Consider the following 22266-nt stretch of genomic DNA (forward strand, 5'->3'; position numbering starts at 1 on the left):
AGCGACAAAAATTAGAAATGCCAGAAGAATGGAATAAATACCATTTATGGAGATGGTTAAATCCAGAGGGTTCTGGGTTAAGTAGGAATGCATAGTGAATTGCTATTTTCATTCCTACTTAACCCTTCCCCCTCGATTATTTCATTGAGGGCTCTCGGGGAGAACCCTTCTCCCCGCATCTGAAGGTTCAACACCGCTACAACATCCCTATCCATCGTTAACCCGCACTTTTCGCATCTCATTATCCTGCCCAGATAGGAAGCCATGCTTCCTGAGCAGACTGGGCAGGTTTTAGATGAGTTGGCTGGGCTAACGTATTTCACTGGTAAATTAAGCCATTTAAGCTTGTATTCGAGCATGAACTGAAATGCTCTTGCGCTCCACTTCGAGAGCTTTCTATTATTTTTCCTCGAGCCGTTGAGGATTCGCCCCTTTATACCTTTCAGGTTTTCAAGTATCGCTCCGCAGTTCTTCTCCTTGAGCTCCCCCGCAATGTGCGTGGTTAGTTTGTGCATGAAGTCTTTAGCTCTATTCCCCTCACGTCTAGAGTATTTCTCTAATAGTCTCTTTGATGTTAGAGGCTTAATCTTAGATAACTTTTGTATCCTCTGTCGCTTTACCTCATAAACTCTATGAATGTGGTAAAGCCACCTCAAGTCATAGCGCTCTATCTTCCCGTCTATGAATGCTGTTATGTTCGTTAAGTTCACATCGAAGGAAGCCCAACCTTCCGCTTTTAGCTCCACTTCCTTTTTAATCACGATTATTAACTCCTTCTCAGTCATAAGTAGCCCACCGACTTTATCAAAGTCTTTTGGGATCCACGAACACTTTCTTAAGTCGACCTCAAGATACCGCTTGTTCGGTTCAATGCTTATCCTCAGTATGCCGTTTCTGAAGCTGAAGAGCGTGCTCTTAATGTAGACTGTCCTCTTAGTTATCTTAGGAGGCTCCTTCGCCCTCCCCCTATTGTAGAGCGTTATCCAGCCCTTAACCAATCCGATGACGGAGTTCATTGCTGAATCAACGTAATGCTTTGAGTATTTCCACTCCCGTAGCAATTCATCCCTAAGCCTTTTCCTATCCTCAGCTTTCAAGTTGAGGTGAGCCTTCTTAGAAATTTTAACGTGCGAGAAGATTGCGTCTAAAGCCTTCTGCTTAACTTTGAAGTATTCTTCGATTAAATCTTTTGGAACATCTACTGGGATCCTGTAGCTCTTAACTGCTTCCATAGCCTCTCAACTTCGCTCTTGGGATATCTCAGCTTACCAGTTGGAAGTTAACTGCCCTAATAATACTTTTCCTTTGCCACTTCCAAAGAGTCTTAACTGAGATGTTGAATATCTTTGCAACATCCTTTGGTCTAAGCAGTTCTTCGTAATCTCCAGACATCGTTAAGAATAAAGTAATCAACCTCTATTTAAACCTATCCGTCTCGAAACTGCTGACAACGGCGCTAGGCGGAAGAAGATTGGAACAATACCTTAACATTAAAAAATCTGATTGGAGAAAAGAGCGCACTAAACGATCAAATATTTCTATTGGTTATGATGAAAAAGTAACAAAATTACATTGAAAGTTTATGGCCCACTAATACTTGAAAACATTACTCATCAATCTAAAATACTTAATGCTACAATAACTACTAAAGAAGTCATTGAAATGTCATCGAACTCATTTAAAGGTGAAATAAATAATAATACCATTACACTCACAAAAATAAATAACGATGTAAATTTAAAGGAGATAACAATCAAAAGTTTAAAAATTGCAATAAGATGGCCATATTGTGTGAACTGTTATAATTGTGCTACATGGTGTCCAACAAGTGCAATCGTGTTCACATCAAATAAACCCAACATAATATCAAATCGTTGTAAAAGTTGTAACATATGTCTTGAGGTATGTCCAATCTCAGAGGTTTACGTGGAAAAGCTCTTACTTCCACAAATCTTAAATAAATCACGAGGAAGAAAAAGACCAGAATCAACTGCAACATTGTTATCTAGAAAATTGATTCAAAAAACTACACCAAAAGAAAAAGAATTACCAAATGCGCAATGGTTCTTCTCAAATATAAATAGCGAATAATCACTATGAGCGTATAAGTCCTCTTGATAGTGAATCATTCAAAATCATCATCCAAATACTCACACATAAGCCTATTGACAATCATTCATGTGATTACTTTTTTTGAATTAAACAATGGTTTATTCAATAACATGATAGGATGGTTTTAAATTTTCAAGGCTATAGAGTACCATGTAACCGCTAGCGCCAGTAATATTATTAGCATCTCTTGCAATACGTTCGATTTGCTCTTTTGTTCTGGCATGTGTCATAAAATATGCTGGATATTCCCATTCTCCGTTAAGTGGCACTCTATATACTACATGAGTGGCCTCAGGAATATTCAAGGCTATTTTCTCACATACTTTCTCATCACCTTTCAGCACGACCATGCCATCATAAAGTATGCCAGCACGCGACCCTTCTAAAGTTGCTCCGACGTTTCTGATAACACGTTTTAAGTAGAGTTCGTGAAGGATTGAGACTATTTCATTCTCCTTAAGACCATATTTTATAGCAAAGCTCTTATAAGGTCTTTCTTCAAGAGGTATGCCTCTGGCTAGCTCTTTAATCATTTCTTTACTTATGTTGAACTCTTCAATGCTTGGTATTTTTTCAGGTAATAAATCTGGCTGGCTCCATGAAACCCCGTTTTTTACATCAAACTTAACAGATAATTTATATGTTCTCTTACCAAGCAAAATGAGATAATCATCATTAGTTAGTCTCAGATTCTTCATGATATTAACAGTGTCGTTTAACAATTCCTTAACACTCTTTCTTTTAGTAACAAACCAAACATTGTAATAGGGGTGATTTCGCACATAATTGTGAGTGACTTCTTTATCAGATTTTAGAATGGACTTTAATTTATCTAGAGTTTCTCCATGGGCTCTCACAGCAACCAACGCCGCAACCTTGTTAAAAGCTTTGTAATTTACGTTAAATCCTATCCTCTTTATAATACCAGCATTGATTAATTTCCTAGAAATATCGATCATAGTAGTAAATGGAATATTAAGCTTTGAAGCTATATCAATGTAAGGTGTTTCAGTAAACGGAAAATCGTATTCAAGTGCCATTATCACATCTTTCTCAAGATCACTGATCTCCTCTTTCTGAAAACTGCTATTAGACATTCGATTCACATAAGAGTAACTGTAGACTTACTATTAAAATATGATGTAACCAATGTATAAAACAATAAGTTAACAACGAAAAGTTGATTTAATCATTGTTTAAAGATTTTAATAAAGCAAAAAATATTAACATTTATCGTTAAGAATTGATAAAATGATGTTAATGGATAATTTTAAATCTAACTGTGAGTGATATAAAGAGGTGATTTTTATGAAAGCTATGCTTTTATATAAACCTGCACCAATTGAAACACGTCCATTGCGGTATGAAGAAACGAAACTGCCTATCATTAATGATAATGAAATTTTAATGAGGGTAAAGGCGTGTGGGGTTTGTAGGTCTAATTTGCATATGATTGAAGGTGATTGGATTGATGTAGGGGTTCCTGCAAAATTGCCCATTATTCCAGGTCATGAGGTTGTTGGAATTGTTGAAGAAGTTGGTAAAAACGTTAAAAATGTTCATGTTGGTGAACGTGTTGGTGTGCAACCACTTTATGATACATGTGATGAATGTGAATATTGTTTAAGTGGCAGAGAAAATTTGTGCATAAAAGCGCAAATTACTGGTGAGACTGTTGATGGCGGTTATGCAGAATATATGAAAGCTGTCGCCCGGCATGTGTACAAAATACCGGATAATTTGCGTGATGATGAAGCTGCACCACTTTTCTGTCCTGGAGTTACAGCTTACAGAGCTGTGAAATTAAGTGACGCCTCACCAGGCAAAGTGGTCGGTATATTTGGTGTGGGAGGAGTAGGACATATTGCAATACAGTTTGCTAAACTTTCTGGTGCGAAAGTTGTAGCTGTTAGTAGAAGCAGAGATCACCTTAAAATAGCTGAAGAGGTTGGCGCTCATTATGTTGTTTCACCATTAGAAGAGGATCCTATAAAAGTATTCAAGAGTGTTGGGTTTGCTGATACATCTATTGTATTCGCACCTTCTGATGATGTAATACAACAAGCTATGCAAGTTACTAAAAAAGGAGGTATCATAGTGATAGGTGTACGTGGAAACATTCATAACTTCAAATTCTATGCCGAACACATCATTAAAGGAAGCGTGATAGGTAGCAGAGCAGAAATGCGAGCAGTTCTAAAGATAGCTTCTCAAGGTGATATAAAGATAAAGGTTGAAAATCATAACCTCATAGAAGCAAACGATGTACTTTATAAACTTAAGAGAAATGAAGTTAGAGGACGAGCTGTATTACTTCCATAATCTTTAAAATACTTTCTTAAAATTTCAAATTAACTTATGTATAATGCTATAAAATACTATATTTTGTTTTACATTTTTCTTAACGTGATAAAACTTTATAGATTGCTGTAATGTTTTATTGTACTTTGATCTTATATTGATCTAAATTTTTATTTTTCCGTTTCTTCGTAGCTGTTCAACTAATAATTTTACATCTTCTGGGTCTATTTCGAGTTCTTTAGATGCTTGTTCAATTAGTTTATCTAATTGATTTTTGTCCTTGAGTTCTTTAGCGATTTCAAGTATTCTATTTAGATCTTTGCTTCTTTTCTCCGGACCTTGTTCATAAGGTAATTGTATTGCATGAGGATCAATCGTGACGTAAATCCTCTTAGTTCCATTTGTAAGTAATGTGCCGTGGTAAAGGAGAGGTTTGAATAGTTCTAGCTTCCAGTAATTGTCAAAACGTTCATCAGCGTATGCAATAATGACTTCACCAACGAAAAGATCATGATCACCAAGTTCTATTTGCCTTTTAACTGCGCATTCTGCCACTCCAGATGCTTCTGCAATTACTGGTACTTTTAGTTTTTTACCAGGCATGATAGTTAATTTTGCCCTAGAGATCTTATCTCTCACGTATCTTCCTGAAAAACTGCCTAAATAGTTTACGTTTTCAGAATATTCAAACGGTAACAAGTTTACAGCAAATGCTCCAGAGTTTGTAATTAATCTATAACTAAATCGTTCAGGAGCTATAGCGATGCCTACAAGAGGAGGATTATATGATAATGGTATACTCCAAACTGCGACCATTGCATCTATAAAATTACCCCACGCCGATGTTATTACTACAGATTGTAAAGGATATAAAAAATGTATACTCTTACTCCTATCAACTTCACTCCATACCATGTGTTTTCACCAGATTTCATGAAAATTCTTCAGACTTTTCTTTTTCTAAAGCTCTTCTCATCACAACCCTCGTTTCCACTTTTCTATATTTATCACCAACTTCATCAAATTTAACAAAAGCGTCCGCAACCTTAGAAAATGAAAACGGCGCAAAGTTAACGTGACTAACCTCCTTTCCTTTTACCTCCACCAAATACCCCTCGACAGTACCCCCATTGCTTAAATAGTTCTCCATACCATCAGTTACATTAGCTCTTATTAGAAACACATAGAATCTTTTTGAACCATCAGAGAACTCGATCCATACTGATGCCATACACATGCCAACTGATTCGTAAACCCGCTTTAGAACCTCTCGATATTTTTCTTCAACTTTAGGTTCTGGCATTCTAGCTAATCCTATAATGTCTTCGCGATCCAATTCTTTTACCAGTAAATCTATAAGCTCAGACGCTAACCTACTATCCTGCACAACCCTCATATCCCACACCAACAAGAAAAAATCTTCCAATCTATAAAAACATGATCAAAATAACCAAAGAAAATATTAAAGAGTTAAAGAATAATTAAAAAGAGGCGGGGGTGACCGAGTCAGGTCAAAGGTGCAGGCCTGAGGCGCCTGTGCGTTAGCGCTGCGTGGGTTCAAATCCCACCCCCCGCACCAATTTACTGATAATTTTTAAATATATGAGACCATATTTTATTATGGTGTGTTTGGTGAATCCGGATAGAGGAAAGGCAAAGACTATTAAGAATTGGGCTGTTTATGTTTATTTGCCTTCTTTAGAGATTGTTGAGTGGAAATGGTGGACTGAAAAAGCTGGAGTCTCAATTTCGAAGTTTGTTGTAGGGTGTAAGGAGATTCAATATTAATCTAAAGAAAACCATAGTCAAGCAGGTGGATGTTACCTTGAAAAAAAGGTATCAAACTGAAGTCCAAGTACAAGCGTTATTCCTAGACTATGATGGTACAATAAGTCCTTTAAAGGTTCTTAGATCCGAATCTAAGGTGTCTTCAGAAAACATGGCGGTTCTTCAAAAAATCAGCCAACAAATACCAGTAGCCATAATAACTACTAAGGACCTATCGTTTGTGACCAAAAGAACTCCCTTTGCTCATGCATGGTCTGGGTTGGGAGGGTTGGAAATTAAGATTGGTAATGTGGTGACTAGGGTATCTTGCCTAACAAAAATGACAAAGTATTTGATAACTGCGTTAGAATATGCAAAGAGTCTTTCTGGTGATGACTTGGTAATTGAAGAGAAGCGAGATTCTAAGGGAGTTACCGTAGCTTTTTCTGTTGACTGGCGACATGCCAAAAACAGATGTAAAGCAGAAGAAATAGCTTTGAAGATGATTTCTTACTTTCAAACATTACCCATAGTCACGATTAAATATGAAGGACAACCTTTTTTTGACGTTTTTCCATGCCCTGTTAACAAGGGTAAAGCCTTATTAAAATTGAAGCAGAAACTTGGTTTGCGCAATGGTATTTTATACATGGGTGATTCGATAGTTGATAATGCCGCTTTTCAAGTGGCAGATATTGCTGTAGGGGTAATACATGAAGAAACGCCGGAGAGTCTTATTTGTGAGTACTTCGTGAAATTCGAAGATGTGGCCGCCTTTCTCAGTGACCTCTTGAAGAATAGTTTTCGCTTTAGCCCAAAATTGCCTATGATTCTGCATAGAACCGAAGCAATTCAATACATTCGACGAAGAAGATTCAAGTGAAGTAGTCTAAGAGCTTTGGATAAAACCTATTCATGCTCCAGCTATGTTTTTCCCATTCTATATTTTCTGCATCTTAGCTACAAGTTTTTGGTTCGTGACTAGTTCTAACATAGCGTGAGCTAAGTCTTCAGCCCAATACATTGTACATTTTGAAAAGTACCTGATTCGCAAAGTTAAACCCTTTACTTAAAGGCACGAGGACCCGCTTTGCCCAATAGTTGAATGGTAGAGCATCCATGGCTAATCACCGGCTTCCAAATCGGAACACCAGCTACAGGAATTCCTATCTCTTCAAGCATTTGTTTAACAAAGTTGCTAACCGTTACAATTTTAATCTTCTTTGCAATCCTGAGGCTTGGCTCATCCATAATGCTATGTCCTTCCGTTGTCCCATAGAAAACCATGCAACTTCACTCAAGAAAATCGCTTAAGATTGAGGGTTTAATGGAGAACTGCACCTATAAACAGAAGCCTTCTTCCGGTTTTGCTTTAGTTTGGCCGTAAATTGTACAATTATAGCGGTTGCTCAGAGCTTTCCTTATCTGCATGACCACATTCCTGAACGATGCCTAATCCTTTTTTGTAACGATCTTTATTCTCAAGACCAAAATATTCAATCCTCTATTATGCGTTTTCTGTTTTTACCTTTACGATTGTTTCACATTGTTCTCGTAAGTGCTTGTAAGGGCCAATCGAATTGCTCTGAGTAAGAACGTTTTCATGTCTCTTTCAGAATCTTTGTTAACTTTGTAGGTAACCTCCACAATGTATGCGGATGGAGATATATCTAGGAGTTCGAAACTCTCTTCCTCTCCTTTGAAGTCTGGCATTCTAGATAGTTGGGAATTTAGGCTTTTGTGTAGCTCGTCGGGATCTACGTGTATAGGGACCTCGAATTGAGTTCCGACGTGACTATGCTCATCGTGGCTAAGATTTAAAATAAGAGATTGTGACGCAATCCCATTAGGAACCGTGACTAGAACATTCGAATCGGTCAGAATCTTGGTGTACACCAACGTGATCTCTTTCACGTATCCGGTGTAGCTGGGCTCCAACCATCCGTGAGAGAGTGAGGGTGGGAACTTGCCGTATTGCCACGTGATTAGCGCTATCCTATCACCGATGTGGAATGGTCGGGATGCGATTAACATCAGTCCCGAGAAGATGTTACAGAGACGTAGCAGAAAGCCCATGATTAAAATCATGGGATGAATGCGTTTAAATGCTTGTCAGTTAATTTTTCTATGGGCGAGTCGCTCATGAAGGCTAAGAAAACCATTAAGGCAAAGATTCTTGAGCTTCGGAAAGGTAAAGAAGAGCTTCTTAGAAGGGAATACGAGAATTGGCAACGCTATTTGCATGGAGACAAGTTTGTTCCACTTTATTCTGCTACTCGACAGCAAGCCGATAGACTTCTGAGGCGAATTGGCAAGCCAAAGGAAGGAAAAGAATATCCGCTAATCCTGAGGAGAGATGTCTATAGGGCTGACACCAAGCTGACGCCTTATTGGCTCAAGATTCCAATTTATGGGGTTAGAGGCGGAATAAACGTCCCTATAAAGACCCATGAACCAATAACTGATGACATGGTTTGCAGAGAGGCAAAAATCGTTAGGCGAAAAGGTGAATGGTTCGTCTACATAACCGTTGAGAGGGAAGTCAAGGAGAGAAACCCTAAGTCGGCTTTAGCTATAGATGGGGATACGATGGATAGCCACAACAGTCAACTCAAGCAATCCAAAACCGAAGTTCTATGGAAGGGAGCTTAGGAGGGTTAAGGGGCATTTCTTCTACCTTAGATTCTTCTACCTTAGAAGGTCTTTAGCTTTAAAGAGGGCCTACAGAACCATAAAGAAGATTGGGCGTAAAGAGAGAAGAGTGGTTAGCGATATCCTGCATAAGGTTAGCAGATCCATAGTCAACGAAGCTTTGGCGAACGACTCCATGATAGTTCTTGGAAAACTCAAGGGCATAAGACGAAACGGCAGAGGTAGGACCTTCAAAAGAAAGCTCAACAACGGATTCCCATATTATAGGCTGAGCCAATTCATAGAGTATAAGGCGAGATGGCGCAGAATCAAAGTCGTTAAGATAAGCGAGAGGAACACTTCAAAGCTATGCCATAAATGCGGACATAGGGGGCTTCGAGTCGGAAGCCTCTTCAAATGCCAAAATTGTGGCTATGAATGTCATGCAGACTATAATGGAGCAATGAACATCCTTAAGCGGGGCATGAGCTATATGCTCATGCCAGGGGGTGAGTTGACACACCCCGAACTTGGTAGGATGAAGGTATATGAAAGCCCAACGAACCGAGAATCTCCCGGCTTCAGCCGTGGAGAGTGTCAACATATAAGAATTAATTGTTCTTGCAATACAGTCTAAATCTTCTAGCTTATTCGCTGTTGAATTCCTCTCTACATTGATTTGTTTCCTTAATCTCCTATAAAATAGGTTTTTAACCTTCAAAACAGTAAATTATTTTGCGAGAAACTTTGAGGTGAGCTAAAGGATGCTAAGGAAGCGAATAGGAGTTATAATGTATCAGACAAGTAATAGCAAGGGACAAGAGTTAGTTGCTCAGAGAATGGTACGTGAATTCATTAAGCTTGGACATAAAGCGTATCTTATCACCAGCATCTATCATGATGGAATGGAAGTGGTTTCGCAAGAGAACTTGAGAAAAATTGGAGGGTATATGTATACAGAAGACAAAGAACTTGGCATACCTATAATCCGCGTGGACAGTTATGTTGTAGGATGGCCCCCTCGACGCATATTCTTCAGGGATTTTATTTCGACGTTGGAAAGAATTGTTAACAGGTTCAAGCTTGATGTCCTTATTACTCACAGCACTTTGTGGAATGGCCCGGAAGAAGTTGCCAAGTTTATAGAATGGCGGCGTGAGATGAAGAATATAGGTGGATATCAAGACCCTCTTGTGTTCTGTCATATGTCTCATTTCCAAGAGCCCTCACCCAAAAGATACTCTTTAATCGAACGATCCTTCAGAATCTCCTGGAACAGGCTCACACTTCCACAGATCTTTTCAACTGCTAATCTTATTCTTGTTGTAACACCTCTGGAGAGGGAAGCCAAAGTTAAGATGGGTGCTAAAGCCGAGAAATGTTTCCTGTTTCCAGGTGGCGTTGATGATGAAATGTTTCTACGTTATGCAAATGTCGATGTCAAAAGCTTCTTTAAACGACTTAAAATCAAAGAGAACACAAAAATAGTATCCTACCTTGGAAGCCTTGAGGAGCGTAAGAACCCCCTGGCGGTCTTAAAGGTAGCTGAAAAGCTTCAAGAAAGGAAAGACGTACACTTTGTCATAGCCGGAAGAGGTGATTCGCCTTATGCCAAAAAAGTCATTAAAACAGCTAACAGTTTACCGAATGTAACTTACCTTGGCGAAATAAGTGAGCAAGAGAAAGTGCTACTTATCAAAGCTTCTTACCTTAATATCATCTTGAGTCGGCTAGAAGCGTTAGGGTTAACTCAACTTGAATTCATGTACTTGGGCGTTCCAGTAATCACCTCAGCAGTTGGGGGGCAAGCATGGCTTATTCGAAACGGAGTAGAAGGTATTCACGTAAATGGACCGGATGATATAGAAGGCGCAGCAGCTGCTATTATTAGACTAGTTGATAATCCGACCCTTTGGAATACACTCTCATCTAACGCCAAAAAAAAGGCAATGAGTCTAACTATATCAAAGCTGGTAGCGGAGCTTGATGAAGCTATAACCAAAGAGTTAATCAAAGAAAGAGGCTTAACTAAGATCCCGAGCGAGGCTCGCGTTACTCTAGGCGAGCCGGAGCACGTTTTGAGGAGCTGGTCATCGGGAAGTTGGGGAGTGGTAGCTACAGGACAAAGGCTCTTCATCAGAAGAGGTATCGTTTCTAGAAAGGTCACCGAAGTCCCTTATGTAAATATCTCGTCAATAGAGTACATGCGAAGATATCCATGGAAAACTCTTGTAGTAGGCTTAGTGATTTCTCTCCTCTTTTTTATTAAGCCCTTTTTAAGATCAATTTTTTCGAGGGCTTTCATATCGAGTCTTGAACAGTTAATACGCTTTCTCCTTGGAGATGCATTCCTGCAATCTCCATTCTTGGACATCATCCCTATAATCCCCCTTCTAATAGCGATTATTGCATTTACAGTCCAATCAAGAACTGGATTCGTTCTTCGAGGGCCTGGAATAGGTTCGTTGTATCTGCCGCGCAAATTTCAGGAAGCCATAACCTTTATAAGGAGCATTCAAAACGGACAACTTCTGAAAGAAAAAAGAGAATAATTCACAAACGAAGTACGCAGTCATATTTGAAAACATAGACTTCGCTAATTTTACTACAGCGAGCAACAGAAGTCGCTACCATTCTAAAAAGCTGAGTGTGCGTGCCTAAAGAGAATTCTACGACGAATGTCGCGAACCTAGTCAATCACCACAAGATCATCGCCGTTCTGAACTAGGTATTAACTTTCGTAGCTAGTTCTTCCCTTCTCGTGTCATGAGGGCTTTCACCCTAAAACGGATGAAGAGGGCACGTTTCTTTGCTTCTGGAGGAGGTTTCTCACAGTAATTGTGTCTTTATTCTCCTTCAACCTACAGCTCGGGACATCTCATCAGCCTATATTCATCTGGGCTTAGTTTACCTTCAATACCAATTTACATGAATTCTTTGTGAAAAATTAATAAATGGGTATAGTATTCTTTAATTGGCAATGAAGAGAGTTGGTAATACAGAATAGATGATGTGTGACACCAGAGCTGAGCCTTATTATGTGATTTTATAGGTTTGAACATTTTTATATGTCTCTAAAACTAATAATTAGTGAATGTCTATGTCAGAAAGTTTGCGTCGTGATGAAGAATTATTAAAGAAGTTGATGACAGCGCAATCATTACATTTCGGTGTTACAGGCTATGATTTGGAAATCATACAATTACTTATTAAGATCGATAAAAAGCTTGATGAACTAATAAAAAGAGTGGAAGCTATAGAAAAAAAGCTTGAGGTGAAATAATGTATAGGTTTGTTATAGTTATCTGTCCTAACTGTGGTGAAATACAAGCGGTCGAATCTAGATTTAGAACTAAAACATGCAGCAAATGTGGTCATAAGTTTGAGCTTTCTAGAGCTAAAATACTAGCTGGTGCAGATGATGCTTATGAAATCACCCGTTATACAATAAAATTAAAAGAATTAAAATATAAGGAATATAACAAATAGTTTTTCTATTTGATCATCTTTTGGAGAATGATGAACAAATTAGATTCGCTCATTAAAACATGTAGATTGCTCTCTCTATTGACTTTAGATAATAAGACCGTCATCCTCTCACCTTTAAAGGGCGAGGCTTTCAGATGTAACAAAGTTTTTAATGATGAGAGTTGTGCGCATCTATTAAAGATCATGAGCTAGAGGCTTAAGTGAACCAGAAAATATATAAACCTTGTTGCAATTCCTCCCATAGTAAAACTATGAATCCTCTTGTAAATAGTAGTGTGGGTGACAAAATTTCTGTGAATGATACAGTTTTACTTATACTAGATGTTCGAAGGAAGTATCTTATTAAGGTGCGTGAGAGTGGTGAGCTTCATACTCATAAAGGTATAATTAAACATTCGGATCTGATAGGGGTATCGTATGGATCAGCTGTTGTTAGTAGTATGGGTTATAAATTTTATGTTGCGAGACCGATGATTAAGGATTATATTGAAAAATTCGCTCGAAGAACGCAGATTATTTATCCTAAAGATGCAGCCTATATACTTGTAGTAGGAAATATAGGTCCTGGAGGTCGTGTTGTGGAGGCTGGCACTGGTAGTGGAGCATTGACGTGTATGTTGGCAAATGTTGTCAGACCAGATGGTCATGTATACAGTTATGAAATAAGGGAAGAATTTCTTAGGGAGGCAGAGAAGAATGTTGAAAAAGCTGGCTTAAGAGATTGGGTTACTTTTAAATTGAAGGATATCACAAAAGGTATTGATGAAAAAGATCTGGATGCAGTAATCTTGGATATGCCAGATCCGTGGTTAGTTGTCAGTAATGCAAAAAAGTCATTAAAAGGTTCAGCTCCTTTGATTTCATTTTTACCTACAACTAACCAAATTATGAAGCTTTTACCTTATCTCAAGGCAGAGGGATTCTTTGATATACATGTCACAGAACTTATTGAGAGAGAATATCAATCAGAACCAGATAAGTTAAGGCCCAGAAATATTATTATCGGGCATACAGGTTACATTGTTTACGCTCGAACTCCTCATGCATAAAGTGTGATAGTATATGTGTGACAAAAATTATCCAGAGGCAACCGTAGGAAGTCTTGTAGTGAGATCTGATGGAAAAATACTACTAGTGAAATCACACAAGTGGAACAATTACTTTTCAGTCCCTGGTGGACATATAGAATTTGGAGAGAAAGCTGAAGATGCGATAAAGAGGGAGGTGCTAGAGGAGACAGGTCTAGATGTAGAGGTCATAGGGTTACTTATGGTCCAGCAGGCTATAAACCCTGAAGGTTATTATAAGAAGAATGTTCATTACATATTCCTCGATTACCTATGCAAAGCAAAAACTGCAGATGTAAAACTTGATAACAAGGAACTTCAAGATTATCTGTGGATAGATCCAAAAGATGCATTAAAGTTAAACTTAGAACCATACACAAGAAAACTACTAGAAAAATACATTAAAGAATACTTAACTTCTCCCTAACCTTAAAGAGATGTCAGTTTTCTCTAAAAGGCTGGATTGTTCACTCATTTGCGTCTCGAATACCATACATTTGTTCATATTGCTCAACTATATCATAACCATAGAGAGTTTTGAAAAGATTTCTCCCTTCCTTAGTCATCTTGTATGGTGTCCATGGCGGATCGAAGGCAATCTCAACCTCAACTTCATTTACTTCCGGAACATTACTTTTGACTGTTGCTGTTGCAGTTTCAACTAAGAATCCTGTAACAGGACATCCTGGAGCAGTAACACCGAGTTTGATTTTTACATTTTTATTGTCATCGATATGTATATCATATACAAGACCAAGATCTACAACATTTATCGGGATCTCAGGATCATAAACACTCTTTAAAGCATCTAAAATTTTTTCCTTAAGTTCCTCACTATCCAACTAGCTCACCAATTACATATGTTATAAACGTAGTATATTTGTTTAACTTATAATTAAACCTAGCTATGATAAAATTTAGTGTATTATTTTATGTACTATTATTTTATTTCAACTGTAGAGAGAGTCATTTTCACTAAATAGTTCTAGAATTTTGATTATTTTAGGATTTTTGTAGTGATGTATTCTAGTAAAGGATATATTTAGGTAGTGAGCAATTATATGATGAGAAGAAATGATAAAGAAGGTTATAAGTTATGAAAACATATTAAGGAGAGTTGATGATGAGAAAGCATTTTATTTTTATAAGGATGTTAATGTGTATACGGGAATTAAAGCTAATAGCCTTGAAGAGCTTGCGACTGTTTTGTCTACGTTGCCTGCTGATGTGATAGATTTTCATTTAAAAAGGGGAGATTTTGAAAGGTGGATTAAGGATGTATTTGGTGATGAGACATTAAGTAAGAATATTTTAAAAATTAGGGAAGGGGGTTTTGCTGGTGATGATGCTAAAAAACAGCTTGTTAGAGTTATTAGTAGAAGACTGAAAGATTTGCAGAGGAGGATAACGAAGGTTTCTTCATAGTGCTAGTTTGATTATCTCGGAAGCTAGTTTTTCGTTTGATGCTATTATGCAACTTATTCTTCCTTCGTATGTTAGATCAAGTTCTTCTTTTATGTTGATTAATTTTGCATAGGCGCCTGATACTCTGGCCATGTGTAATGATGCGGCTAGGTCAACGACTCGTAATCGCGGTATTATGTCAACGAATGCGTCGAGAAGCCCAATTGAAACATATGCTGATTCTAGAGCTGCGCTTCCCATAAATCTTGGGTAACCTATATTTTTAAGTAATCGGATAATCTTTTCACTGTATTTTTCTGGATTTTCTAGTTCTGATAATTTAATTACTATACTTATGTATGCTGATTTGAGGTCTATTACATTAGAGGGTTTTCTGATTTCCTTGTTGAAGAAAACTCCATCTTGATCTGCATGTATTATATCACCATGAGTTACATCAATGATGCCTGATGCGATTATGTTAGAGATTTTCCTACCGTCAGCAATAGCTATTGAAATACTATAGGTTGGTATACCTTTTATGGCGTTACGGCTTCCATCTAGTGGGTCGACTACTACTATTTTTCCACCATTGTTTATGTTTACTATGCCTGATTCTTCAGTTATTATTGTGAAGCCTTCACCAGTCATTTTAAATTCATTTATTATGGCGTTTTCTGCATTTACATCAATGTTGAACGTTATATCACCAAATCTATTAACTCCAATAGTTTTTGTATTATTTATTGTCTTAAGAATCATTTGTCTTGCGTTTAAAAGTGCACGCTCTATTAACTTGTGCAAGCTTTCCTCGTTCATTATAACTCTAATAATGTCTACAAAACACCTTAATATAAATTAATTGATAATCATGTTTAAAATATTTGCGGTAACTGTTTGACACAGGACTCTTAGGAATAAAAGTCTTTTTCATTAAGTCTTAAAGTGTGAAGTTTTAGTTATGATTTATATATTTGAATGAATATTTAAAGAACATGATACGTGACATAGTCAGTGGTATAATAATTGCTTTCGGTTATGCTCTTGTTGTTGAGCTTATAAGCCATTTTGTATTATTTATTTTTTCATTTCTTTTTACACCAAGTTTTCCGATGTATATAGGATCGTATCCGTATTTGAGTCCGTTTTTGTCAATTGAACGTGGTTTATGGATTAATTTCGCTTTCCAGATCTTAGTTTATGTGTTTTGGCTCTGGTTTGGTTATGAACTAAGTGAGGGGCCAACACGTATTAAAGGGTTGAAAGATGATGTGTATTATATAAGTATATTTGTTCCTGTGTTGGTGGCTATATTTTCGTTTATTATTGATGAAGAGATGCTTAAGATTTCTGGTCCTTTATATAAAGTTAGCCGGAAAACTCACGCGTTTTAACCGTGGGATGAATGGTGCAAAATTTAATAAGTCCCTCAAAGTAATCGATCTTGGATGTTCCGTGCGGAAGGATGTTCGGTTGACGGTTGTAGGGAGGGTTTTTAGACCTAACGAGCGGAAGGTTTTAGCCTTAAACAGATGTCTTAGCGAATACTTTGGGCTTGTGAAATGGTATCTATCCTTGAATAATACCTCTAAGACATACTTGCATAGAAACGGTTATAGCTACGCCAGAGAGAGCTTCGAACTTAGCTCAGCACTGATACAAACGGCAAGAGACAAAGCTGTAGAGATTCTTAAAAGTTTCAAGGAGAACAGAAAGAAAAACAGTGTTTTAAAGTTGAAAAGAATCTCCATAAGGTTTGATAGGCGATGCTATCGATTTTCAAAGACAACCAATGTCTTAACTCCATACTGGCTAACTCTGACCTTAAATCGCAATAGAGTAAGCCTTCCAATAGTCTTCGGAAGGCATCAAAGAGATAGGATTGAATCGGCACTAAGCGGAGAATGGTCCTTCACTACCGTTGAGATGGTTAAGCGAGATGGAGAATGGTTTGCCCATTTTGTTCTAAAGAAGACTGTTACTCTTGAAGACAAACCTCAAACAGTAATTGGCATAGATATTGGAGAAGTTAACCTCGCAACAGCTGTAGCTTTAACAGACAAGCCACATAAAGGACAATTTTGGAGAGGCTCAGAGATAAAGCGATTAAGAGGACTATACAATCACCTTAGAAGAAGGCTTGGAGAGAAGAAATTACTAAAGAAGATTAAGACGATTGGTGGGAAAGAGAGACGTAAAGTGAATCAACAGTTACACATCATAGCAAACCAAGTGGTTGAATATGCTAAACAGTTTCCTAAACCTGTAATAGCAATGGAAGGCTTGAAGGGTCTGAGAGGAAATATGGATTTCTCAAAGAGAATGAATAGGAGAGTGCACTCAATGCCCTATCGTAGACTGCAAACTTACATAGAATATAAGGCTAGCATTGAAGGAATAGGAGTTCGTTACGTAAAAGCTAAGGACACCTCAAGGACTTGTCATAGATGTGGGTATGTTACCCAAAAGATAAATGGAAGAGAATTTAGATGCCCAAGATGCGGGCTAATCTACAATAGAGATTTGAATGGAGCCATAAGCATAGCCCAAGCCGTAAAGAGCGACTTGGGATGGCGGAGCTGTGAGCCCCGCAAACCAGCAGATGCGACTGGAAGCGTAAAGCTCCGGGCAAACGCTGGAATCTCCCGGCTTTAGCCGTGGAGAAGCTCACTATACAATATAGTTGATGTTATTAGAGTCTATTTTTCTGTTGCTGTTTTGGTGGGTCTATTATCTAGTTTTATGATGTTCCTTATTAACTTATTAAGAAGGCGCTTCTTTTAGTTTAGGAGAAAAGAATTTGTATTTGTTTGCTTATAATGTTTTATAGAGATGTTCCATTGGAGTTTGGTAAGACCTGATGCTATTGATGTTTGGAAAAATAATGAGATTAAACGTAGACTTAAGTGGTATTATGAAGTTATGATTGATAAAAAACCTGCAAAATTTCTTATTGCTAAACGTATTCCTCTTGATGCAAATCCTAAAGAATTTGGTGAGGATGAACTTTGGAATTTACATGATAAGTTAAGCAAGGATTTTAAAAAAATTTTTAATGAAATTAATAATGAGACGTTGAAGTTAAACGAGTTGTCTGAACCTAAATATAGTTATTTAGATGTAAAGATTGAGTTAGCAAAAAGGCTTCTTACTCCTTGTAGACTTTGTGAGCGAAGATGTAAGGTTAACAGGATGAAGGAATCTAAAGGCTTTTGTAAGTTAGGTTATGATTCTTATGTTGCGTCGTATTTTCTTCATATGGGAGAAGAAGCGCCGTTAGTCCCTAGTGGTACTATCTTCTTTTCTGGATGCAGTTTCAGGTGTGTTTTCTGTCAGAATTGGGATATTAGTCAATATTCTCACGCTGGGTCTAAGGTTACGCCTGAAATGCTTGCTAGTATAGCAGCAGAGCTTAGGTTAAAAGGTGCACGAAATATTAATTACGTAGGTGGCAATCCTGATCAGCATTTGCACACAATTATTGAATCGTTTGAATATTTAGAAATAAATGTGCCACTTCTTTGGAATAATAATGCTTATACAAGTCTTGAAGGAATGAAACTTTTGTTGGATATAATAGATATTCATTTACCTGACCTTAAGTATGGAAATGATTTGTGTGCTGCAAGATTGTCTGCAGTTCCAAAATATTTTGAGATAGCTACACGAAATATAAAAATGGTATGCGAAAATAATGACCCAGTAATTATACGTCACTTAGTACTTCCTAATCATATTGAGTGTTGCACCAGGCCCGTTCTCAAATGGATTTCTGAGAATTGTCCTAATGCATTAGTGAATGTGATGGATCAATATAGACCAGAATTTATTGTGGCTAATAATCCAGAGAGGTATCCAGAAATATCAAGAAGATTAAATAAGCAAGAAATAAATAGGGCTTATTTTATGGCTAGAGAATTTAATTTGCTATATGAGCCAATTTCATGAGAATTGTATTCCACATTCAGGACAGAATTTTGCTGTAAATGGTGCTACATGTCCATTCTTGCACCATTTTAATTGTGCCCCACAATTGGGACAGAATTTTGCGTTTTGAGGAACTGAAGATCCACATGATGGACATTTAGGCTGATATTTCTCTGTTGTCTGTTGCTGAACTGTAGCAGCTGGAGCTGGTGATGGCGGGGGAGGAGGTGTTGGTGCAGCCGGAGCTGCTGGTGTGGGTTGTTGTGCTTGTTGTGGAGTTTGAAAGAGTGGAGGGATGAGCACTATTCCTGAGCCTACAGCTGCTCCAGGACTCTTACCTAAACTTTCTGCCGCTTTATCTATGGTTTCCATCTGTATAACTGTCTGACCTGCCACACCGCTTCTGAGCCAGAATAATCGATCTCTCCACACTGGATCTGTAACATCTATGCCTTCAAATTTTATTGCCGGTATATCTATACCAATTTCCATGAAATCTTCTCTCAATTTATAAGTCATATCTTTTGTCACACTATCTAGGTTTTGGTATAAGTCATAAATGCTGTAGTTTGATATGTTTTTCATAGCTCGTTCATTAAAGTATCCTCTTAGATAATTGTTGAGTTCGTCCGTGGTGTAAAGGCTTTGAGCACCAACAACTTTATTTACAAACACGCTCGCATCTCTTATTTCAAACCAGAATGACCCATTGAATGCTATTGGAGCTAATTCTCGTGTTTGACCTCTTCCTCCAAACTTACCTTGAAATCTTTTTAATGAGACAAAAATAATCGTGACCACGAACGGTGTACGACCACCATGAACTAATTTAACCAATCCTTCGAGCATAGGAAAATTGAGTGTGGTTAATACATGACGACCAGCAGTAAATACCGCATAAACTTTACCATCTCTGTAAAACACTGCAGCCTCGTTTTCTCTAACGATTAATTCAGATCCAGTATCGACTTCTTCACTAGGATATTTATAAACAATCTCATTCAGTTGAGGGTTGTCCCAAACTATTACTTTTGGCATTCTTCAATCACCTATTGATCCTGCCCTATTATAAGCATTTCCCTCTGTTGAATTAATTTAGCTATCTCGTCGCAAAGATTATTTATACTTGTAACTGTATTATTGATCACTTGAGGATCAGGGTTCGAGGAAACATTCTTAAGAACCTGAACTTTATCAACAATACTATTTACAGTTGGCGCAAGTTTACTATCAACGTCAAGAAGTTTATTAAGTGCTTCCTCCCATACTTTAGCTCTATCAAAGAGGCCTGCATATCCCGTAGGAGCATACTTAATTTTATCTACCATCATCCTTAATTTTCTTGCACTCATTTCCAACTCATCAGCAGCTTTAAGTCCGGCTGTAGTAAGAACTTGTGCTTGAGTTTCTTCTATAATTCTTAAAGATTCCAACATTTTAGAAATCAAATATTGTCTTACTAATCTGTCATCTTCTCTGATCAATTCTTTAACTTTATAACCTCTAAAACCAGGAATGAGAAGCTCGAGCTTTTCCAATGTTCCAAGCGATTTACTCACAAATACCACCGCTTAAAAATAAATTTTATTAATAATAAAGGTTTCTAAATAGAAAAGATCTTTCACACAACGTTTTATATCTTTTTAATTATACCTGATTATGTTCTTACTGCACTATATTTTGAGTTTTATACTTTAAACACATAAATTACAACTGAAAATATTATCATTCAGGACAGAGAAGGATCTGTAATCCCCAATTGACACTCTCCACGGCTAAAGCCGGGAGATTCTCGGTTCCTCAGGCTTAAGCCTTCATCATGCCGAGTTCGGGCTGTGCCAAGGCAGCCCCTGCCATGGACATGTAGTCCATGGCCCGCTTGCTGGAATCATCCCCACCCGTCTTGGATGGGAGCCTTATTCCAGCTTTCGGACGTCCGAACCACATGCGAGCGACCCGCTCAAGGAGATGGTGGAATTGGATGAATATAAACTTAACGGCGATTCATCTCCACGACCGAAGTCGGAAGCCTTCTCGCCGAAAGAGTGGGTAAAGTCAGATATTTTCAGCGTCCGCCTGAGATTTCACACATTCAGCTCATTTACTGGTTTTGGAAAGCTTACAACTCCTTCATTTCACCCTGCGTACGCAATGCATTCAAGTCTTTATTATAGATCGTCCTTGGAAAATCCCTCATTTTTCTAAGGTTTTGCATGTTTAGATTTTGCTCGCTTCATCTCAGGACTAAATAGGTTTTCTAAGCATTTATCTTCATAAGATAAAGATATTACATAAAGTTTATAAAGATTCGGTTATTAATAGTAACGAAATGATGTTACCTGTGCACTTAATGTACATATTCATATTTATATTACTTATGTTACATAATTATCTAATCATTTTTTGTTTTGAAAATATCTAGCAGTAAAAAGATAATACAAACATAATTATTTACTAATAGATATAAGCTAATATAGGAAACATTTATTTAGCAGTTCTTTGCAATATATATTTGGTGGATATGGTAGAGGCACGTAAAGTCCAAAAATTGGGGCAAACATCTCTGGTAGTCACACTGCCTAAAAAATGGGTGAATAACGTTAAATTAAAACAGGGTGATCTAGTGTTCTTAACACCTGAATCTGATGGATCCATAAAATTAATGCCCAAGAAATTAGCTAAAAGTGAAGTAGAAGAGATTACTTACATAATTAATGCTGACATGTGCACAGAACCTCGTATGCTTGAGAGAGTAATCACTGCGTGCTATCTTTTAGGTTACGATAAGATTGTTGTGAAGACTAATAAGCCGAAGTTAGAACTACAGCATTTGCAGGAGATTAGGAATTCAGTGAATAGGCATAGTGAGTTGAGTATTTTTGATCAAAAGCCAGATATGGTAGTTATCCAGTGTTTTGTGGATCCAACTAGATTTCCGTTGCAGAGTCTAATGAAACGCATGTTTAACTTAGTGAATTCAATGCTAAATTTCGTTTTTCATGCATTTAGTAGCGGAGATTTAAGTCTACTAGAGGAGATTGAATATATTGAGAGGGAGATCGATAGGCTTTATTGGCTTTCTCTCCGACAACTTTTCCTTGCGCAAAGCAATAGAGAAGCTGCTAAAACAATAGGTATTGAAGAACCACTTCAGATACTTGGTAATAGGGCTATAGTAAAAGCGTTAGAAGAAATCGGTGACAGTATAGAAGATGCTTCACTAATAGTTTTAAAAATAAAGGAGAAAGAAAAAATCAGTGAGAGAATTAAAGATATGGCAGATTTTATTCAGAAGATTCAAAAAATTTCTGAGGATACACAGAGAGCTCTGTTTGAGCTAGATTTCAAGATAGCAAATTCAATTATTGAACGCATATCTAGTTTAAAACTTCCTGACGGTTTCGAAATATCCAATATTTCAAGCACTGTAGAATCAATGCTGTTTGCTAAAATTTATGAAATTTTAGATCGTTATAATTTGATTTCTGAAATTGTTATTAACAGGTCTTTAGAGCGCCCATCAGAAATTCTTAAAATTGAAAAAGTAGAATCACAACAAACAACTTAA

General features: G+C 37.4%; 27 protein-coding genes and 1 tRNA gene. 17 read left to right on the top strand and 11 right to left on the bottom strand.

The window, feature by feature from the left end; genetic code table 11:
• Positions 1-77: 77 nt before the first annotated feature.
• Both QW128_06280 and QW128_06285 read right to left on the bottom strand, forming a co-directional pair.
• Positions 78-1232 carry a transposase gene (locus tag QW128_06280; protein MEM3833184.1) on the bottom strand — a complete coding sequence of 385 codons (1155 nt, stop codon included), beginning with the start codon at positions 1230-1232 and terminating at the stop codon, positions 78-80.
• A 28-nt stretch (positions 1233-1260) separates the two neighbouring features.
• A complete protein-coding gene (locus QW128_06285) occupies positions 1261-1392 on the bottom strand; it encodes a hypothetical protein (GenBank protein ID MEM3833185.1) in 132 nt (43 codons plus the stop codon).
• A gap of 180 nt (positions 1393-1572) precedes the next feature.
• Between QW128_06285 and QW128_06290 the strand changes: the two genes are divergently transcribed.
• Entirely contained in the window at positions 1573-2091 is a 519-nt protein-coding gene (locus tag QW128_06290) for a hypothetical protein (GenBank protein MEM3833186.1), read from the top strand.
• 119 nt (positions 2092-2210) lie between these two features.
• Here the strand turns inward: QW128_06290 and QW128_06295 are convergent, their stop codons facing one another.
• Positions 2211-3209 carry an Lrp/AsnC family transcriptional regulator gene (locus QW128_06295; GenBank protein MEM3833187.1) on the bottom strand — a complete coding sequence of 333 codons (999 nt, stop codon included), beginning with the start codon at positions 3207-3209 and terminating at the stop codon, positions 2211-2213.
• Positions 3210-3420: 211 nt separating this feature from the next.
• Between QW128_06295 and QW128_06300 the strand changes: the two genes are divergently transcribed.
• The gene (locus QW128_06300; GenBank protein MEM3833188.1) at positions 3421-4434 is read left to right on the top strand and encodes an alcohol dehydrogenase catalytic domain-containing protein; all 1014 of its coding nucleotides are present in this window, start codon (positions 3421-3423) and stop codon (positions 4432-4434) included.
• Between the two features lie 141 nt (positions 4435-4575).
• Here QW128_06300 and QW128_06305 read toward each other — a convergent pair whose 3' ends face one another.
• Together QW128_06305 and QW128_06310 are read right to left on the bottom strand one after the other, a co-directional pair.
• A complete protein-coding gene (locus tag QW128_06305) occupies positions 4576-5328 on the bottom strand; it encodes a flavin reductase family protein (GenBank protein ID MEM3833189.1) in 753 nt (250 codons plus the stop codon).
• Between the two features lie 16 nt (positions 5329-5344).
• On the bottom strand, positions 5345-5809 hold the full coding sequence (locus QW128_06310) for a hypothetical protein (protein ID MEM3833190.1): 465 nt from the start codon (positions 5807-5809) through the stop codon (positions 5345-5347).
• 95 nt (positions 5810-5904) lie between these two features.
• On the opposite strand from QW128_06310, the gene QW128_06315 reads away from it, so the two are divergent.
• From QW128_06315 to QW128_06325, 3 genes are all read left to right on the top strand, one after another.
• Positions 5905-5992, top strand: a tRNA-Leu gene (locus QW128_06315).
• Between the two features lie 41 nt (positions 5993-6033).
• Positions 6034-6201: a hypothetical protein gene (locus QW128_06320; protein MEM3833191.1), complete on the top strand. Its 168-nt coding sequence runs from the start codon at positions 6034-6036 to the stop codon at positions 6199-6201.
• A gap of 25 nt (positions 6202-6226) precedes the next feature.
• Complete coding sequence (locus QW128_06325; protein ID MEM3833192.1) at positions 6227-7063, top strand: HAD-IIB family hydrolase; 837 nt, start codon at positions 6227-6229, stop codon at positions 7061-7063.
• Positions 7064-7245: 182 nt separating this feature from the next.
• Here the strand turns inward: QW128_06325 and QW128_06330 are convergent, their stop codons facing one another.
• Positions 7246-7431, bottom strand: coding sequence for a hypothetical protein (locus tag QW128_06330; protein MEM3833193.1), 186 nt, complete (start codon positions 7429-7431; stop codon positions 7246-7248).
• 279 nt (positions 7432-7710) lie between these two features.
• The gene (locus QW128_06335) at positions 7711-8268 is read right to left on the bottom strand and encodes a mechanosensitive ion channel family protein (protein MEM3833194.1); all 558 of its coding nucleotides are present in this window, start codon (positions 8266-8268) and stop codon (positions 7711-7713) included.
• 39 nt (positions 8269-8307) lie between these two features.
• On the opposite strand from QW128_06335, the gene QW128_06340 reads away from it, so the two are divergent.
• From QW128_06340 to QW128_06370, 7 genes are all read left to right on the top strand, one after another.
• Complete coding sequence (locus QW128_06340; protein MEM3833195.1) at positions 8308-8832, top strand: hypothetical protein; 525 nt, start codon at positions 8308-8310, stop codon at positions 8830-8832.
• On the top strand, positions 8759-9448 hold the full coding sequence (locus QW128_06345; protein ID MEM3833196.1) for a transposase: 690 nt from the start codon (positions 8759-8761) through the stop codon (positions 9446-9448). The genes QW128_06340 and QW128_06345 overlap by 74 nt, the downstream gene beginning before the upstream one ends.
• Positions 9449-9575: 127 nt before the next feature.
• A complete protein-coding gene (locus tag QW128_06350; GenBank protein MEM3833197.1) occupies positions 9576-11363 on the top strand; it encodes a glycosyltransferase in 1788 nt (595 codons plus the stop codon).
• A gap of 548 nt (positions 11364-11911) precedes the next feature.
• The gene (locus QW128_06355; GenBank protein ID MEM3833198.1) at positions 11912-12094 is read left to right on the top strand and encodes a hypothetical protein; all 183 of its coding nucleotides are present in this window, start codon (positions 11912-11914) and stop codon (positions 12092-12094) included.
• Entirely contained in the window at positions 12094-12300 is a 207-nt protein-coding gene (locus QW128_06360; protein ID MEM3833199.1) for a DUF1922 domain-containing protein, read from the top strand. Before QW128_06355 ends, QW128_06360 begins: the two co-directional genes overlap by 1 nt.
• Positions 12301-12551: 251 nt before the next feature.
• Positions 12552-13349 carry a tRNA (adenine-N1)-methyltransferase gene (locus QW128_06365; GenBank protein MEM3833200.1) on the top strand — a complete coding sequence of 266 codons (798 nt, stop codon included), beginning with the start codon at positions 12552-12554 and terminating at the stop codon, positions 13347-13349.
• 13 nt (positions 13350-13362) lie between these two features.
• Complete coding sequence (locus tag QW128_06370) at positions 13363-13794, top strand: NUDIX domain-containing protein (GenBank protein MEM3833201.1); 432 nt, start codon at positions 13363-13365, stop codon at positions 13792-13794.
• A gap of 40 nt (positions 13795-13834) precedes the next feature.
• On the opposite strand, the gene QW128_06375 is transcribed toward QW128_06370, so the two are convergent.
• Positions 13835-14209: an iron-sulfur cluster assembly protein gene (locus QW128_06375; GenBank protein ID MEM3833202.1), complete on the bottom strand. Its 375-nt coding sequence runs from the start codon at positions 14207-14209 to the stop codon at positions 13835-13837.
• A gap of 232 nt (positions 14210-14441) precedes the next feature.
• Between QW128_06375 and QW128_06380 the strand changes: the two genes are divergently transcribed.
• Positions 14442-14792 carry a DUF5752 family protein gene (locus QW128_06380; GenBank protein MEM3833203.1) on the top strand — a complete coding sequence of 117 codons (351 nt, stop codon included), beginning with the start codon at positions 14442-14444 and terminating at the stop codon, positions 14790-14792.
• Here QW128_06380 and QW128_06385 read toward each other — a convergent pair.
• On the bottom strand, positions 14787-15590 hold the full coding sequence (locus QW128_06385) for an inositol monophosphatase (GenBank protein ID MEM3833204.1): 804 nt from the start codon (positions 15588-15590) through the stop codon (positions 14787-14789). The two genes, QW128_06380 and QW128_06385, sit on opposite strands and share 6 nt — an antisense overlap.
• 176 nt (positions 15591-15766) lie before the next feature.
• On the opposite strand from QW128_06385, the gene QW128_06390 reads away from it, so the two are divergent.
• From QW128_06390 to QW128_06400, 3 genes are all read left to right on the top strand, one after another.
• Positions 15767-16165, top strand: a complete 399-nt coding sequence (locus QW128_06390; GenBank protein MEM3833205.1) for a hypothetical protein — start codon at positions 15767-15769, stop codon at positions 16163-16165.
• 79 nt (positions 16166-16244) lie between these two features.
• Positions 16245-17426 (top strand): transposase, encoded by a 1182-nt coding sequence (locus QW128_06395; GenBank protein MEM3833206.1) that lies wholly within the window; start codon positions 16245-16247, stop codon positions 17424-17426.
• A gap of 177 nt (positions 17427-17603) precedes the next feature.
• The gene (locus QW128_06400; protein ID MEM3833207.1) at positions 17604-18719 is read left to right on the top strand and encodes a radical SAM protein; all 1116 of its coding nucleotides are present in this window, start codon (positions 17604-17606) and stop codon (positions 18717-18719) included.
• Here QW128_06400 and QW128_06405 read toward each other — a convergent pair.
• Positions 18714-19736 carry an SPFH domain-containing protein gene (locus QW128_06405; GenBank protein MEM3833208.1) on the bottom strand — a complete coding sequence of 341 codons (1023 nt, stop codon included), beginning with the start codon at positions 19734-19736 and terminating at the stop codon, positions 18714-18716. The two genes, QW128_06400 and QW128_06405, sit on opposite strands and share 6 nt — an antisense overlap.
• An 11-nt stretch (positions 19737-19747) precedes the next feature.
• On the bottom strand, positions 19748-20257 hold the full coding sequence (locus QW128_06410) for a hypothetical protein (protein MEM3833209.1): 510 nt from the start codon (positions 20255-20257) through the stop codon (positions 19748-19750).
• Between the two features lie 962 nt (positions 20258-21219).
• Here QW128_06410 and QW128_06415 point away from each other — a divergent pair.
• Positions 21220-22266 (top strand): phosphate uptake regulator PhoU, encoded by a 1047-nt coding sequence (locus tag QW128_06415; protein MEM3833210.1) that lies wholly within the window; start codon positions 21220-21222, stop codon positions 22264-22266.

It is taken from the genome of Thermoprotei archaeon, assembly GCA_038881895.1.
GTDB lineage: Archaea > Thermoproteota > Thermoprotei > Gearchaeales > WAQG01 > JAVZOV01.